Origin of the sequence: Ruthenibacterium lactatiformans, from assembly GCF_000949455.1 — a bacterium.
Lineage (GTDB): Bacteria > Bacillota > Clostridia > Oscillospirales > Ruminococcaceae > Ruthenibacterium > Ruthenibacterium lactatiformans.
The window spans coordinates 1-15772 of record NZ_JXXK01000048.1 but is presented as its reverse complement, the minus strand read 5'-3'; the positions used below and the strand labels follow the sequence as shown (position 1 = coordinate 15772).

The 15772-nt window shown below is 60.0% G+C and carries 12 protein-coding genes; 3 read left to right on the top strand and 9 right to left on the bottom strand.

From position 1 onward, the window contains the following. Nucleotides 1-252 precede the first annotated feature (252 nt). The 3 genes from TQ39_RS18470 to TQ39_RS18460 form a co-directional block, all read right to left on the bottom strand. Entirely contained in the window at nucleotides 253-825 is a 573-nt protein-coding gene (locus TQ39_RS18470; protein WP_050006629.1) for a nitroreductase family protein, read from the bottom strand. A gap of 211 nt (nucleotides 826-1036) precedes the next feature. Further along, nucleotides 1037-1879 carry a creatininase family protein gene (locus tag TQ39_RS18465; protein WP_009322399.1) on the bottom strand — a complete coding sequence of 281 codons (843 nt, stop codon included), beginning with the start codon at nucleotides 1877-1879 and terminating at the stop codon, nucleotides 1037-1039. Between the two features lie 46 nt (nucleotides 1880-1925). Continuing rightward, nucleotides 1926-3317, bottom strand: coding sequence for an MFS transporter (locus TQ39_RS18460; RefSeq protein ID WP_009322400.1), 1392 nt, complete (start codon nucleotides 3315-3317; stop codon nucleotides 1926-1928). A 184-nt stretch (nucleotides 3318-3501) separates the two neighbouring features. Here TQ39_RS18460 and TQ39_RS18455 point away from each other — a divergent pair, with 184 nt between their 5' ends. Next, nucleotides 3502-4446, top strand: coding sequence for an AraC family transcriptional regulator (locus TQ39_RS18455; RefSeq protein WP_156146415.1), 945 nt, complete (start codon nucleotides 3502-3504; stop codon nucleotides 4444-4446). Nucleotides 4447-4720: 274 nt separating this feature from the next. On the opposite strand, the gene TQ39_RS18450 is transcribed toward TQ39_RS18455, so the two are convergent. The 6 genes from TQ39_RS18450 to hypB all read right to left on the bottom strand — a co-directional run bounded on the left by TQ39_RS18450 (nucleotide 4721) and on the right by hypB (nucleotide 13338). Further along, the gene (locus TQ39_RS18450; RefSeq protein WP_050006627.1) at nucleotides 4721-7510 is read right to left on the bottom strand and encodes a peptidoglycan-binding domain-containing protein; all 2790 of its coding nucleotides are present in this window, start codon (nucleotides 7508-7510) and stop codon (nucleotides 4721-4723) included. 245 nt (nucleotides 7511-7755) lie between these two features. Continuing rightward, on the bottom strand, nucleotides 7756-8340 hold the full coding sequence (locus TQ39_RS18445) for a class I SAM-dependent methyltransferase (protein WP_050006626.1): 585 nt from the start codon (nucleotides 8338-8340) through the stop codon (nucleotides 7756-7758). Nucleotides 8341-8414: 74 nt separating this feature from the next. Continuing rightward, the gene (locus TQ39_RS18440) at nucleotides 8415-9458 is read right to left on the bottom strand and encodes a DUF5692 family protein (RefSeq protein WP_050006625.1); all 1044 of its coding nucleotides are present in this window, start codon (nucleotides 9456-9458) and stop codon (nucleotides 8415-8417) included. Nucleotides 9459-9520: 62 nt separating this feature from the next. Beyond that, nucleotides 9521-9865, bottom strand: a complete 345-nt coding sequence (locus TQ39_RS18435) for a hydrogenase maturation nickel metallochaperone HypA (RefSeq protein WP_009322405.1) — start codon at nucleotides 9863-9865, stop codon at nucleotides 9521-9523. 4 nt (nucleotides 9866-9869) lie between these two features. Next, complete coding sequence (locus tag TQ39_RS18430; protein ID WP_050006630.1) at nucleotides 9870-12638, bottom strand: FAD-dependent oxidoreductase; 2769 nt, start codon at nucleotides 12636-12638, stop codon at nucleotides 9870-9872. 31 nt (nucleotides 12639-12669) lie between these two features. Continuing rightward, nucleotides 12670-13338 carry a hydrogenase nickel incorporation protein HypB gene (gene hypB / locus TQ39_RS18425; RefSeq protein ID WP_050006624.1) on the bottom strand — a complete coding sequence of 223 codons (669 nt, stop codon included), beginning with the start codon at nucleotides 13336-13338 and terminating at the stop codon, nucleotides 12670-12672. A 200-nt stretch (nucleotides 13339-13538) separates the two neighbouring features. On the opposite strand from hypB, the gene TQ39_RS18420 reads away from it, so the two are divergent. Further along, nucleotides 13539-14249, top strand: coding sequence for a FadR/GntR family transcriptional regulator (locus tag TQ39_RS18420; RefSeq protein ID WP_009322408.1), 711 nt, complete (start codon nucleotides 13539-13541; stop codon nucleotides 14247-14249). 165 nt (nucleotides 14250-14414) lie between these two features. After that, complete coding sequence (locus tag TQ39_RS18415; protein ID WP_050006623.1) at nucleotides 14415-15680, top strand: ArsB/NhaD family transporter; 1266 nt, start codon at nucleotides 14415-14417, stop codon at nucleotides 15678-15680. Nucleotides 15681-15772 lie beyond the last annotated feature (92 nt).

Here is a 15772-nt window from a genome sequence, read left to right as displayed (position 1 = left end):
GTGCCGTGCACACGCGCAGCCGCACAAGCGGCGGCTTTGGGGTTATTATACCCTGACGCCGCGCAGCGGCCCCAACAAAACCGCATGTGCTGCGGTTTTGCATGGTTCAATGTTCTCAAAGCCCTGTGCGCCAGCACAGGGGCATGTGCCGTGCACACGCGCAGCCGCACAAGCGGCGGCTTTGGGGTTATTATACCCTGACGCCGCGAAAACAAAAGCCCCGTCCCCGGGCGGGGAACGGGGCGATTCGGTTCAGCGTACAGTTGTCACGCGCAGGGAGATGTCTTCTTTTTCTTTGGGCTCAGGCTCGTCTTTGATAGAGCCAAAGGGCATCTGCGCCACCAGTCGGTAGCTTTCAGGTAAGCCGAACAGCGCGCGGACGTCTTTGTCGATGATGGGATTATAATGCTGCAGCGACGCCCCCACGCCCAGCTCCCGAAGGCCGCTCCAAACACTGAGCTGAAGCATGCCGCTGGACTGGAGTGCCCAGCCGGGGAAGTTGGCGGCATACAGCGGAAACTGTGCCTGAAGCGCCTGCACTACGGCTTCGTCGTAAAAATAGAGCACCGTGCCCGCGCCTGCCCGAAAGCTGTCGATCTTTTCACGGGCGACCTTGCCGCCGAAGGCGTCATAAACTGTATTCCACAGCATGTCCTGCTTTTCACCCAACGCCACGACGACCCGCGAGCTCTTCATGTTGAATGCGTCGGGAACAAGTTCTGCCAGCTTTTCCACCAGCGCGGTCACCTGGGCCTCGCTCACGGGCAGCTCTTTCCCAATGCTGTAGTAGCTCCTGCGTTTTTCCAGAGATTCGATGATCTTCATTTCAATGGCCTCTTTTGTAAAATTATTTGTATTTGCTCTGTTTGCCGCAGAACAATGTGTTAGCTTTGTCTAACTTTATTATATACTAATATAGTGTGAATTGCAAGCGGTTTGCATAAAATCCGGAAATTTTACCGGCGGATGAGGCCAAAAATGCCGCCCGCATCGGCTGCGGGCGGCTGCGAAAATCAAGGGGCGGGGGAACGGTGTGTCATTTGGCGCTGTTGTATGCGCTGGGCATCCAGGGGTACAGTTCCCCGGCGCGGTCCGTATATGCTTTCAGGTCCCGCATCTGCGCGGCGACGTGCGGCATATCCATGCGCTTCACGATCTCGCCGATCAGCTCCGCTCCTTCGCCGGCCAGAGCTTTGCGCGTGGCCTCGTCGGGAATGGCGGTGGTGGGCATGTGGTCCATGGGGTCTGCGAAGCAGTACCCCGCGGAGCCGCTCTGATAGGCCAGTGCGAACAGATCGTTGAAAGGCGCGCAAGTCTGTGTATGCGGCGCGCTGTATTCAGTGGTGAGTGGCACGTCCTCCAGACGCCCCAGAAGCTGATAGGCACCCACAGTAATGGCGTGGAAAGCGTCCATGGACTTGAACAGGTCTTTGGCGGACTTGAACATCTGCATGCTCAGGTCGATGTACAGGATGGGTACGCCCGTCTCATCGAAGAAATCGCGCACCATGGGGCTGCACGTCATGTGTGCGGGCCCGTGAAAGCTGATGTAGACCTGCCGCTTGAAGCCCTGGCGAAGAAGGCTGTGGGCAATAGCGCTCAGGTAGTCGATGCCCTGGCGAACGCTCACCTGAACGGTACCGCGGCCGGAGGCTGTGGCACCGGCGTAGAAATAAGGCAGGCCCGTCAGCACCAGGCCGTCGCAGGCCTCGGCCATTTTCAGGGCGAAAGCCTCGCTGATGACGGTCTCGCTGTCCAGCGGCAATCCGCCGTGCATCTCCACCGTGCCCACCGGCACGATGATGATATCGTTGCTTTTTAAGTATTCATCTACCTCGCTGTTGAGCAGCTTGGGCAGAAAACGGGTGCGAAGTTCCATGGCAAGGTTACACTCCTTTTGCGTTGATAAAGCGCGGCGGCCGGCATTACTGTGCAGATTTTGCGGCTTTGCTGGCGGCCATTTTGGCGCGGATCTCGGGCGTGATGTTCCACACAAAGCGGAATGCAATCCAGGAGCCGACAAGGAAAATACCGGGGACAAGCACGCACAGCGCCTTGATGCCGGTAAGCGTGCCTGCGGACTGGGCGGCCAGGTTAGCGTCGTAGCCGATCCAGCCCAGTGCCAGCACGGCGGCGGAGTTGCCGACGGTTTGGCCGATGCGGCGGGACAGGTTGAAGGTGCCGTAGATGGAGCCTTCGGTGCGCTTGCCCGTCAGAAGCTCATTGTAGTCGATGGCTTCGCCCACGAGGCCCCACTGCATCAGGATGGACACGCTTGCAATACCGCTGGCCATCGTGCTCCAGACGAGGTAGACGATGGCAGGAACAGAGAACAGCATCATGACGGCGAACAGGCCCATATACAGGCCGCAGCCGATGAGCAGACAGGTGCGGATGACCTTTTCCAGGCCGAATTTTTCAGCGAGCTTGGGCATGATGAGCAGGGCGACGATGCTCAGCGGCATGGAGACAACGCTGGCAAGGCTCATAATGCCGATGTTGCCCAATACATCGGAGTACATATAGGTGCCCAGTGTGGAACCTACATACTGCATGCAGCAGATACATACGCCGTGGATGCAAAGCGCAAGAAACGCGCGGTTCTTTTTGAAAACGGAAAGGATATCGGTAAATTTGACATTGGCGGCTTCTTCTTTGGGCGTATCCGCGACATTGCGCTCCTCTGTCCAGTAATAGTGCAGGAAGCAGAACACGAAGCCGATGGACGCGCAGATGGCGGCGCCGATGCCGAAAGCCTTGGAAGTGTCGCCGAATTTGGCCAGCAGCTGCGGCAGGATCATCATTGGGATCACGTTGCCGATCATGGAACCAAAACCGCGGGCAGAGGACAGGGCGGCACGCTCGCCGTCGGTGTTGGCCATGGCGGAAAGCAGCGAACCCATGGGGATGTTGAACATGGTGTAGCAGCCCTCGTAAAGGATCTTGCAGAAGAACAGCACCACAAGCATCGTGTAGCCGTCGAACAGCGTGGGGACTGTCCAGAACACGATAGAGGTGATGGCCAGCAGCGGAGCGGCACGCAGCAGCCAGGGGCGGAACTTGCCGTTCTTATTGTGATGTTTTGCGTACATTTTGTCCATAAGCGCGCCCATCATCGGGTCGTTCACGGCGTCCCAGATGTTCCAGACAAGAAGCAGCGTCGCCAGGACGGCGGTATTGACCTGCAGCACGTTGGTGTAATAGCGGGTGACCATGGCGCCCATCAGCGCAAAGGTCATGCAGCCGCCAAGGTCGCCCATGGCGTAGCCGACTTTGTGCTTGAACGTCAGGCCGCTTTTTTGAGTGGTGGTAGCCATTTTGTGATTCCTCCTGTCATGTTGCGGCATTCCTCCCGGCCGGCAAGGCGCACCGCTGTATCATGGATACAGCATACAACAATTTTGTTGCAATTAAAATTGCAAATGACACATAGATTATTGCATTTATCTTAAAGAAAAGTTAAAATATACACAAAATCAACAATAAAATGAGGTGGGATTTGTGAAGTTGTCTGAGCTGGGGAGAATGCTGGAGGAAGCCGCGGGCGTAGAGGGGCGGGAGCTTTCCCCCGGAGAGCGGCAGGCACAGCTGGAAAAATACCGGTTCCGGTTCGTGAACATCTATCAGGAGCTGGAAATGAGCTCCCGTTTTGTAGACACGCACCGGGACGTAAGCCAGGGCGGCGACGGCGTGCAGCTCCACAGCCATACATTTTACGAGATGATATACTGTACCGGCGGCAGTACGCAGTATCTGCTGGGAACGCAGCGGTACCGCCTGCGCCACGGTGACATCGTGCTCATTCCGCCCGGCGTGAGCCACCGCCCCTTGCTGGACGAAAAAATGGCCGATCCATACAGGCGCTGCGTTGTATGGTTCAGCCAGGAATATGTGGAAAGCGTCCGCCCGATGTGGCCGGAGCTGCTGAAAAACCAGCGGTTCGGGGTGCTGCGCACGGCCAACACCCGTTGGGAGGGAATGGCAAAGCTGTTTGAGGCTGGCTGTGGCGAGGCGGCCCGCGGCGCACCGGGCTGGCAGGCTGTCGTATGTGCCACAACGCTGGAGTTGCTGGTGAACATCGCCCGGGCGCTGGAAGACGTCGACCGTCCCACGCCTCCGGCGGAGGTGCCGGACCTGTTCGACCGTCTGAATCTTTTCATCGAGGAGCATTTGGCGCAGGACGTTACATTGGAGAGAGCGGCGCGGGAATTTTTCGTCAGCAAAAGCACCATCGACCAATTGTTCCGCAAAAAGCTGGGCATCAGCTTTTACCGGTATCTCACGCAGAGCCGTCTCATCGCGGCGAAGGAGCGCATTCTGGAAGGAGAGGCCCTGGGAAGGATCTGCACGGATGTGGGCTTCGCAGACTATTCCACGTTTTACCGGGCGTTCCGGCGGGAATACGGCGTCGCCCCGTCTGATTTCCGCGACTTTAACCGCCTGTGACGCCGCGCGGACAGCCGGCACCGCACTTTTGTGCGCAATGGAAAAAAGGCGCCCCGGCTGGCCGAGGCGCCAGAGGCCGGCGACAAAGCCGCCAGCCTCGGAGGTGAGGGAAACCAAACGCTTTGTGCTGCGCAGGCGTTTATTGGTTTCCCTCACTTCTCCCTTTTGTGCGGTAGAGGCGTTTGCCCGCCCGGCGCATGTCCGGGCGGGCAAACGGATTTTTAGCCTTTTTCCGGTGCTGCCATGCCCGCGCGGACATGGAGGCTGTATGGCGTCAGTCCAGCGGCGTGCCGCAGTTGCCCGCGCATAGGACTGTTTCCGTCATGGAAATGGTGCGGTTGATGTAGGTGACATCCAGCAGGTCGCCGTAGGCTTCCTCCCCATTGTTGTTTTCGGCCAGCGCTTCTTCATAAGCCTCCTGGATGAGGTTCCAGGTGGTCTGGTCCACTTCGCCGGTGAGCGGAAGGTCCAGCAGCGTCTGCAGGATGAAAACGTTCGATTCCGTTGTCTCGTCATAGATGCCCGTCACGTCCTGGGGCACCAGGTCGCAGTAATAGGCACTCAGAGCGTTGATCCAGATCTGCAGCTGCTCCACGGCGACGCCGCGGCTGCCGGGCACCAGCGTCTGGAAAGGCTGCGGGACGGAGCCCTGAGCCGCGCAGTTGGGGAAAACGTCCTGATAAGCGGCCACGTATTGGTAATAAAGCAGCGTCCAGGTATCCTCGTCGATGACGCCCGTAACAGTCAATCCGCGCGTGCGTTGGAATTCCTCGATGGCGAGGGAGTCCTCTAAAGTGAAAGTGTCGGTGATGTCCGTGGGCTCCAGCAGAAGATCGAATGCGGCGATCAGATTGTAGTAATACAGCGCCGTGCGCACAAAGATATTGGTCTGGCCCACCTCGACAGGCTCGCCCGGATAGGGCACGTCGATAAAGCGGCATTCCAGGTGCTCGGAAAGAAGTGTGTTTTTGTACTCGCTGTAAATACGGTTCCAGGTCGGCTCATCCACCCAGCCGGTAATGGTGAGTTTGAACTGCCGCTGGAACGCCCGCACGGATACCTCCGTCCGGCTGTCAAAATTGCCGTCCCGCGTCAGCGGCGTGACGGAGGCGTATTTCCGCGAAATGACGTTCCGGTAAGTCTGCACGCCCAGCACGGCCTGGCCCTGGCTGCCCCTGCGCAGCACGAAGCCCGGATAAGCAGGCACTTGTTCATCCGAGAGCACCAGTGCGTTTTTCTGGCTGTAAATGGAGTACAGCTCTGTCCAGGTGGCAAGGCCTACCACGCCGTCCTGTGTAAGCCCGAATTTTGCCTGGAACGCGCGTACGGCCGCGGTGGTGGCGGGCCCGAAGATGCCGTCCGCGTTGATCTTGGGGATGGAGGAATAGGAGTAGTGCAGGTACAGCAGGTAAAACTGCATCTGCTGAACGCGCAGGCCGCGGTTGCCCTCCCGCAGCACGACGCCGGGATACGCGCCGAAATAACTGCCGGGGTTGTTGTCGTCATAGGCGGTTTCAAACTGCTTTTCCAGCGCGGCCCAGGTGGCCGGACCAACAATGCCGTCCGCCGTCAGGCCGAAGGTGTTCTGGAACGCGATGACGGCGCTGCGCGTCTGTGCGCCGAAAATACCGTCGGGTACGATATTGGGGATTGTGGGATAGAACGTTTGCGCAAGGTAGCTCAGGTAATACTGCACGGCCGCCACCTGTGCGCCCACGGCGCCCTGCTGGATAGAATCTGTGCCGCTGCCGGGCGCGTCGCCGCTTCCGCCGGGATACGGTTCGGATTCGCTGCCCAGCTCCGCCAGCTTTTTCACCGCTACATAGATATAGCTGATTTTATACCAGGTGGACTTTCCGACGACGCCGTCCTGCGTCAGATTGAATATCTTCTGGAACGTGCGCACGGCCGACTGTGTCGTTGCGCCGAATACGCCGTCCACCGACTGCTGGCCGATGGCCGGATAGTTTTTTGCGATGCGGTTGAGCTGCCGCTGGATGATGCTCACGTTGTTGCCCGTACTGCCCAGACGCAGCGGCGTGCCGGGATACGAGCTGGGAATGGCGCGGATGTCGTTGGTGGTCACCAGTTCAAAATTGTTGCCGTAGTACCGGCGCAGGATCTGGATGGGGGAAAGGCCGCTTTCCGCCAGGCTTACGGTGCCCCACTGGCTCATCCCCTTGCAGGTGACGGTGGTGCCGTTGCAGTATTCGGCATAATAGGGGGCAAAATCACCCACGCGGCGCAGGTAAGTGTTGAAGATGTCATCTACAATGCGGCTGATGTTTGTAAAGATGTTACGGCCGGAAACGTAATACTGGTCGTACTGGGTGGAGTTGGTAATGTTGAAGTTGTAGCCTTTACTGGGATACCATTCGGTGTAAACGCGGTTCAGCGCCAGAGAGATCTGGGCGTAGATGTTGGCACGGATGGCATTTTCGGGCCAGGTGGGGTAGATCTCGCTGCTGCAGACGTTTTTGATGTAATAGGGGAAACTGACCGTCTCATTGGCGGCGCTGTTCTGCGGCTTGCCCAGATGCACGGTGATGTACTGGGGGATGAATACGCTTTGCAGCACCAGAGGCTGCGTGGCACAGGTGGAGAGCGGCGCGGGGCCGCTGGCGGAGCCGCCGCGGATGGCGGGCGCGGGGATGGTGGTGTGCAGGATGTCCTGCTGGGCCTCGCGGGAGGTGGAACCGGTGTCCGCCGTGACGGCTGTGGGCGAAACCGCCTGGGAGGGAAAAATAGGAAGCATGCTGATGGGCGCGTACGCCTCCACGCCGGAATATACCTGTACGCCCTCCAGAAGAATGTCGGAGTAGCCGTCAGCATATGCCTCCACGTCATAGGCGGCCCAGGCTTGCTGGGTGCTGGCCGGGTCCAGCGAGATGGACCGGTCCGGTGCGTCCAGCGTGACGGGCTGTGTCAGACCGTCCTCGTCCGTTACCAGCTCGATCTCCAGCACGCGGACGCCGTTCACTGTCTGCGAAATGACCACACGGCCCTGCACGGGCAGAGCTTCGCGGGCGCTTTCAAGCTTTACGAAAAGAGTACCTTGTTCCATAATGCGTTCTCCTTCATTGCGCGGCAGGCGGGCCCGGCCGAGTCGCCGGAGGGAAGGGGGAGACAAGAATACCGGGACAGCCCGGCAGAGCCCCAAGCCCAAAACCGCATTCTAAAGCGGGGCAAGTGCCGCCCGCTCTCATATCATTGTATGGAGAAGCGCGGTGCAAGGTGCATGCCGCGCGGGGAAAGAAAAAGGCGCGGGCTCCTGAGCCCGCGCCTTTGAAAAAACTTTGTGTACGCCGCTCACCGCAGCCGCGCCGAGACGACGTATTTTTCCGCGTCCGAGACCGCGACGTCTACCGCGAGGCACGGCGGCATCAGCGCGGCCAGGCGTTCCGGCTCCGGCATGGGCCGGCTCACGCCGCGGGCCGCGCCCGCGTGGTGGCGGTGCAGCGCCGCAAGGCTCATGCCATGGGCCACAGTGAGCCGGCCGCCGGGTGCGAGGCAGGCGGCTAAGCGTGCCAGCAGCCGGGCGGGGTGGGCAAAATGGGGGAACGCATTGTATACCACACAGCAGTCGTACCTGCGCGGAAAGGCAAGCTCCTCCACGTCGCCGCACAGTACCTCCACGCGGGGGTCGCGCAGCTTGGAAACGGCGATGCGTGCCATTTCAGGCGAGATGTCCACCCCTGTCACCCGCGCCGCGTCCCGGGCTAGGTAATCGCCAAACAAAACGCCGGTGCCGCAGGCTACGTCCAGCACCGAAACGCCTGGCCGCACGCCCGCCGCGTCCAGGATGAAGGCGATCTTGCTGTCGCTGCGCACCATGCGCGCATCCCATTCCGGCGCGCGGGCGTCAAAATATGCGATGATCTCACGCTTGTTCATGCTGTCGTCCTTTCCATGAAAAACGGGGCCTGCAAACAGGCCCCGTATATTTTGGGCGGGGTGCGCCGTATTGGTTATTTGCCCTCGGCTCTTGCCATGGCAAGCTGGAAATCCCGCGTATCGGTGAAGATCTCGCCCGTATAGGGGTTTTTCTTTTGTGCGAGGGAACGCTTGATGATGACCGCCAGTACGATGACGTTCGCCGCCAGCGCCAGAATGGCGACCACGCCCTGCATCGTGGGGTCGGCGGCAGAGGGGCGCACCGCGGCGTCCATAAAGCCGTCCGCATACAGCACAGGGATGGTGGTGAACACGCTGGCGTCCTGGAACAACGGGAACACCTGGGCGAACATGCACCACAGCGCCAGTGTGTTGGCGCGGTTCTGAATCCATCCGCCCTTGTTCCACAGCGCGTTGGCGAACGTAGGCGCCAGAAGCAGCGCCAGGCCGCAGTACCACGCGTGGGTGGGCAGGTTGTTGTAGGTATACTCGAAGTTCCACAGGTCATAGGCGATGATGAACAGCCAGGTCATGTCCGGCCAGAGCATGTCGTCGTGCTTTTTGGAAGAGTAGATGCCCCACCAGCCCGTCATGCAGAGGATGTTCAGGATACCGGCGATGCCGTTTACCCAGTTCCACCAGCCGCCGTACAGCCAAACGTTCTCGCTGGAGAGCCACCAGCGGTCTCCGGTCTCAGCCAGGGCCATTGCGCCGCGGATGCCGGATTCAAAATCGCTGCCCACGGCGATGAGGATATTGATGGCGACGATGACGAAAGGAAAAACCTTGAACCACTGCGTCTTTCCTATGCTCCATTTATACTTCAGCATCATAAACCCGATGCAGCCCGCGGTGGCGGCGTACAGCTTGGCGTAGTGGAACCAGCTGTTCATATGCGTGTAGGTGGGGTTGTTCAGCGCCCACTCCGCGCCCATGGCCGCGCCCGCGTAAATGGCGATAAAATATACCGTCAGTGCGGCGGGAAGCGCCAGGAAGAAGAAGATACCGCCCTTTTTGGAGCGGCGGGCCAGTTCGTTGGCCGCGATGAGGCCCACAAAGACGAGAGCCCAGCCCAAAAGCTGGAAGCCGGCGTTTTCGCCGTAGATCTGAAATAACATGATACGGTTCCTCCCTTGTTTTTGGCGGCAGCGCCGCCGTGTACCCGGTCAAAGGCGCGTCCCTAGCACGCCTCGATCTCCTTGATATTGATCTCATTCCCGCTGACGAGATGCGTGCGCGGGCTTTGGCAGAAAGGGCACGTTTTGCCGTGCTCCACCGTGGCGTAGGTGCTGCCGCAGTCCTCGCACAGGGTAACGGCGGGCAGCGCCTCGATGGCGAGGCGCGAGCCGTTCAGCAATTGCGATCTGGCCGCCGCCCAGTGCCAGCAGTCCTCCAGATAAGTATGCACCACGCCGGAGACCTCACCCAGCTCCAGCGTCACCGTGGAGACGCGGCGCAGCTTGTTCTGCCGCCCAACCTCCTCGATGCTGTCGATGATATGGAATACGATCCCAAGCTCATGCATCGTCTCAGCCGTCCTTTTTGCCGAAGCGGATCTTCATTTCACGCTTGATCATATAAGGCAGAATAGCCTTGAATTTATCCTCCGAACGCACCATCCTGCTGCATTCGGGAAGCTCCCGGTTCAGATGGATGGCGTCGAACTCGCACTTGGTGGTGCAAAGCCCGCAGCCGATGCACTTGTTGGGGTCCACCACCGAAGCGCCGCAGCCCAGGCAGCGCGCGGTTTCGGCCTTCACCTGCTCCTCGGTAAAGGTCTTGTGCGCGTCCCGGAAGGAACGGCGGTAGTCGATGCGCTCGTCCATGCCCGCGCTCTGGCGTGCACCGTTGTCGTAGCTCTCCAGCGCAAGGCTTTCCTTGTCCAGCTCCTTGAACTGGCGGCGGTTGCGGCCGATGGTCAGGCTGGCGTTTTCGTGTACAAAGCGGTGCAGCGATTCCGCGCCCTGCTTGCCGGCGGCAATGGCGTCGATGGCGAATTTGGGGCCGGTGTACACATCGCCGCCTACAAATATGTCCGGCTGCGCCGTTTGGTAGGTGAGCGGGTCCGCCACGGCGGCGCCGCCGCGTCCCAGCTCTACTTTTGCGCCGTCCAGCAGGCTGCCCCACCGGATGCTCTGGCCAATGCTCAGAAACACATGTTCACAGGGAACGGTAATGGTATCGGCCTCGTCATATCTGGGGCAGAAGCGGCCGTTTTCATCAAACACGGAAACGCATCGTTTCAGAACGATGCCGGTCACCCGGCCGGCTTCCGCAAGAATCTCCTTCGGGCCCCAGCCGCAGCGGATGGCCACGCCCTCATCTTCGGCCTCTGCTGCTTCCTCGGCGGAGGCGGGCATGCTTTCCCGCGGCTCCAGGCAGTACATGGAAACTTCTGCAGCGCCGCAGCGGACGCTGGTGCGGGCCACGTCGATGGCCACGTTCCCGCCGCCGATGACAACGGCCCGGCCCTCCACGGGGTACGTTTCGTTTTCCGCGACGGCGTGCAGGAAGTCCACGGCGGTCATCACGCCCGCGGTGTCCTCGCCGGGAATGCCCGCGCTGCGGCCGTCCTGGCAGCCAATGGCCACGTAGAAAGCCTTATAGCCCTCCCGGCGCAGCGTGTCCAGCGTTATGTCGCGCCCCACTTCCACGCCGCAGCGGATGTCCACGCCCATCTGGCGCAGCACCTCGATCTCCGCGTCCACGACGTCCTTTTCCAGCTTGTAGGAGGGGATGCCGTATACCAGCATGCCGCCGGGACGCTCGTTTTTCTCAAATACCGTGGGCTTATAGCCGCGCTCGGCCAGATAATATGCACAGGAGAGGCCGGCCGGGCCGGCGCCGATGACGGCGATCTTTTCCGCGAAGCCGCCCCGGTTCGTGGGTGCGACCACCGGCGGCACATACCGCGTGGCGGCGTTCAGGTCCTGCTGGGCAATAAATTTCTTTACCTCGTCGATGGCGACGGCCTGATCCACGGTGCCGCGGGTGCAGGCGTCCTCACAGCGGCGGTTGCACACGCGGCCGCATACGGCGGGGAAGGGATTCTCTTTTTTTATAAGCGCCAGCGCGTCGGTGTAGCGGCCTTGCGCGGCCATTTTCAGGTAGCCCTGCACGGCGATGTGCGCGGGGCAGGCCGTTTTGCAGGGGGCCGTGCCGGCGTCGTAGCAATTGATGCGGTTGTTGTCGCGGTAATCGACATCCCATTTTTCCGGGCCCCACTTCACGGCGTCGGGCAGCTCCTGCCGGGGATATTCCACCGGGCCGTTTTGGGTGCACAGCTTTTGCCCCAGCTTGACGGCGCCCGCGGGGCAGTATTCCACACAGCGGCCGCAGGCAACGCAGTTTTCGGTTTTCACCTTCGCTACATAGGCCGAACGGCTCATATTGGGCGTGTTGAACAGCTGGCTGGTGCGCAGGGCGTTGCAGATGTTGACGTTGCAGTTGCAGATGGCAAAAATTTTGTTCTCGCCGTCAATGTTGGTGATCTGGTGCACAAAACCGTTGTCCTCGGCGCGCCGCAGGATCTCCAGCACCTCGTCGTAAGTAACATAATGGCCCTTTTTGGTCTCCACCAGATAATCGGCCATATCGCCCACGCCGATGCACCAGTCCTCCGGGTCGTCGGCGCAGCCCTCGCCCATGCGGGCGCGGGACATGCGGCAGGAGCACGGGCTGGCCGCGTATTTGCCTTCGTATTTTTTCAGCCAGTGGGAAATGTGCTCGATATCGGCGGACCGGTTCTCTGTTTCAATGGCTTTTTCCACGGGGATGACGTGCATCCCGATGCCCGCGCCGCCCGGCGGAACCATGGCGGTGATGTGCTCCAGGGGCAGGAAGGTCATGCGCTCAAAAAAAGCCGTCACCTCGGGATTGTCCTGGATCTGCTGCTTGTGCATATTGAAAAATTCCGCGCTGCCGGGTACGAACATCGGCAGAACGTACTGCTTTTCATGCCGTTCGTTTTCCCAGTTGTACTCCAGCAGGCCCACGCAACTCATCTGGTACAGCAGCGGTTCCAGCTCTTCGGCGGGCTTGCCCGTGGCTTTTACAAGCTCGGACAGCGTCATGGGCTTGCGCACCTTCATCTTCAGGGCGACATCCGCCATTTCATCCGTCACCACGCCCGCCAGGCCCCAGTATTCCGGGTCTTCCGCCGTCAGGCCGTGCAGCTTGGCGGGAATGCGGTCTGTGATCATACGCCCCAGTTTTAAAATTTTCTCCCGGGGCTGCGCGTCCTTTGGAATGGAAAAGGGCAGTTTGCTCTCGTCCAGGGGGAAATGTGTCTCGCTCATATCCGGCATCCTTTCTCTGTGCGGTCGCGGTTCAGCCGCGCCAGGCTTTTACTTCGGCGCGCAGCCAGTCGGCCCATTCGTCCACGCCCTCGCCCGTCTTGGCGCAGATGGGGATGACCCTGGCGTTCGGGTTGCGCATGCGGATGTTTTCTCTGCATTTCTCCATGTCAAAATCAAAGTAGGGCAGCACGTCTGTTTTATTGATGAGAACCACGTCGCAGATCTGGAACATCAGCGGGTACTTGAGCGGTTTGTCGTCGCCCTCGGGCACCGACAGGATGGCCGCGTTTTTCACCGCGCCTGTGTCGAACTCCGCCGGACATACCAGATTGCCCACGTTTTCCAAAACAGCAAGCTCCACGTCGCCCGCTGCAAGGCCGTCCAGGCCCTGGCGCGTCATATCCGCGTCCAGATGGCACATACCGCCCGTGTGCAGCTGAATGGATTTAACGCCCGTCGCCGCAATGGTACGCGCGTCCACATCGGAGTCGATGTCCGCCTCCATCACACCGATCTTGAATTCGTCACGCAGACGCTCGATGGTGCGCGTCAGGGTGGTCGTTTTGCCGGAGCCGGGCGAGCTCATCAGGTTGAGCAGAAAGATCCTCTTTTCTTTCAGCTCCCGGCGCAAAAGCTCGGCGCGCTGGTCGTTGTTGGCGAATACGCTCTGTTTGATCTCCAAAATCCTCACTTCGTCCACAGGTATCTCTCCCTTGTTTGCTTGATAGCGTGGCTATACCAATCTTCGTCAATAGTTTAACATTCCTGCTTCGGCCCGTCAATCGGCCGTCTCCCTTTTTGTGAAAGTGTGGTATAAAGCGGGCTTGTACTCTGGCAAAATGTATGATAAAATCAAAAAGTGATATGTGGTACAACCAATACCAGAAGGGGAGGCACACAATGGAATTTGCAAAGCTGTCCGCTCCCAGCCTGAAGGACCTGTTTGTCCAGCAGCTGCAGGGGATGATATTGTCCGACGAGCTGCCCATGGGTACACAGCTTCCGCCTGAGCGGGAACTGGCCCAGCAGATGCAGGTGAGCCGCGCCGTGGTGAACGGCGGTCTGGCGGAGCTGGCCCAGCAGGGCTTTCTGGAGGTGCGGCCGCGGCAGGGAACTTTCGTGGCGGATTACCGACGCAAGGGGAACCTTTCCACGCTTATCGCCATCATGGAGTATCAGGGCGGCGTGCTGGGCAAGGATGAGATACGCTCTATTCTGGAGGTGCGGCGCGCGCTGGAGCATCTGGCTGCGCAGCGTGCCATCCGTTATGCCTCGGATGAAGCGCTGGCACGCCTGGGGGATATTGTGGCGCGCATCGCCGCAGCGCAGAACAACGCGCAGGCGGCTGAGGCGGCCTTTGCCTTCCAGCACGAGCTTGCGCTTGCGGGCGGCAACAGCATTCTGCCGCTCATCTACTATTCGTTCAAGGCGCCCGTTATCACCCTGTGGCTGCGTTTCTGCCGCATGTACGGCATCGGCGCGCTTTGCCGCAACACGGAAACGCTGTACAATTACCTGTGCAGGCGGGACATGGACGGAGCGGAGCGGTGGATCGACGCGTATCTGGAGCAGGCCATCGACGGCAGCCAGCAGATTTACGAGGAACGGTGAAGCATGCGCTGCGCCGCCGGCCGCTAAAATACCGCTAAGTTCGTCCCGATTCGATTGACGGCCCGCGGGCCCGTTCTATATACTGTGGACAGGCCGGTGCGCGGCCGCGGGCAAAAGCCCCGCGCCGCGCGGCCGGGACACGGATGATGGAAGGGGAGACCGGGCATGTATCTTGCGCTCGCACTGTTTTTGGCGACCTATGTTCTGCTTTTGCTCTTCGGCAAATACCGCGCGTATATCGCCGCTGCGTCGGCGCTGCTTTTCGTGGTGCTGGGCATCCTGCCCTGGGCTGAGGTGCCTGCGGCCATAGACTGGAACGTTCTGCTGATGATTGCGGGCACCATGGGCACTGTGGTGCTGTTTATCGAATCACGCATGCCCGCGCTGATGGCGGATATCATTATGGAAAAAGTGCCCAACATCAAATGGGCGGTGGTGGCGCTTTCCCTGTTTGCAGGGCTGATCTCCGCTTTCGTGGACAATGTGGCCACAGTGCTGATGGTCGCGCCTGTGGCGCTGGCGCTGGCCAAAAAGCTGGACATCAGCCCTGTGCCGGTCATCATCGCCATTGCGGTGTCCTCCAATCTGCAGGGCGCGGCCACGCTGGTGGGAGATACCACATCCATTCTGCTGGGCGGCTATGCCGACATGAATTTTCTTGATTTCTTCGTGTTCCGCGGCAGGCCCGGGATTTTTTGGGTGGTACAGGTGGGTGCCGTGGCATCCGCGTGCGTGCTGCTGTATTACTTCCGAAACCTGCGCCAGCCGGTGGAATCCGGCGAGCGCACACAGGTAACGGACACTGTCCCCACGCTTCTGCTCGTTTCTACGGTGACTCTGCTTATCATCGTTTCCTTTGTGCCGGAAAAGCCTGCCGTGACCAATGGGGTCATCTGTGTGCTGCTGGCGGCCGTGGGCTTCCTGCGCAAAGCGGGTCAGCGTCGGTCGCTGGCTCCGCTGGGGCAGTTCTTCCGTGAGCTGGACGGCCAGACGCTGCTTTTGCTGGCGAGCCTGTTCGTCATCATCGCGGGCATCACGCGGGCGGGTGTCATCGACGCCATCAGCCGCCTGTTTGTCAACATCGCGGGAGACGACCTGTTTGCCATCTATTCGCTCATCGTATGGGCTTCGGTGCTTTTCTCCGCATTTATTGACAACATCCCTTATGTGGCAACGATGCTGCCTGTGGTGAGCGGCATTGCCGCACTCATGGGCGTGGAGCCGTATCTGCTCTATTTTGGGCTGCTGACAGGTGCGACCCTGGGCGGCAACCTGACGCCCATCGGCGCAAGCGCCAACATCACGGGCATCGGCATCCTGCGCAAGGAGGGCTACACGGTCTCCAACCGGGATTTTATGAAAATCGGCGTACCGTTCTCTCTCATTGCCGTCACAACGGGATACCTGCTCATCTGGTTCCTTTGGCGCTGAGCGGCAGCGGAGGAGTTCAAAAAGAAAAGGCCGCCCGCCCCGTGTTTACGGGGCGGGCGGCCTTTCGATTCCCAAAAGATTCGGTTTTACTG

Bases quoted from the DNA above. Each gene is read 5' to 3' on its own strand.
- TQ39_RS18470 (WP_050006629.1), bottom strand. From the start codon at position 825: ATGAAGATCATCGAATCTCTGGAAAAACGCAGGAGCTACTACAGCATT.
- TQ39_RS18420 (WP_009322408.1), top strand. From the start codon at position 13,539: ATGGAATTTGCAAAGCTGTCCGCTCCCAGCCTGAAGGACCTGTTTGTC.
- TQ39_RS18450 (WP_050006627.1), bottom strand. From the start codon at position 7,510: ATGGAACAAGGTACTCTTTTCGTAAAGCTTGAAAGCGCCCGCGAAGCT.
- TQ39_RS18440 (WP_050006625.1), bottom strand. From the start codon at position 9,458: ATGTTATTTCAGATCTACGGCGAAAACGCCGGCTTCCAGCTTTTGGGC.
- TQ39_RS18465 (WP_009322399.1), bottom strand. From the start codon at position 1,879: ATGGAACTTCGCACCCGTTTTCTGCCCAAGCTGCTCAACAGCGAGGTA.
- TQ39_RS18445 (WP_050006626.1), bottom strand. From the start codon at position 8,340: ATGAACAAGCGTGAGATCATCGCATATTTTGACGCCCGCGCGCCGGAA.
- TQ39_RS18415 (WP_050006623.1), top strand. From the start codon at position 14,415: ATGTATCTTGCGCTCGCACTGTTTTTGGCGACCTATGTTCTGCTTTTG.
- TQ39_RS18430 (WP_050006630.1), bottom strand. From the start codon at position 12,638: ATGAGCGAGACACATTTCCCCCTGGACGAGAGCAAACTGCCCTTTTCC.
- TQ39_RS18435 (WP_009322405.1), bottom strand. From the start codon at position 9,865: ATGCATGAGCTTGGGATCGTATTCCATATCATCGACAGCATCGAGGAG.
- TQ39_RS18460 (WP_009322400.1), bottom strand. From the start codon at position 3,317: ATGGCTACCACCACTCAAAAAAGCGGCCTGACGTTCAAGCACAAAGTC.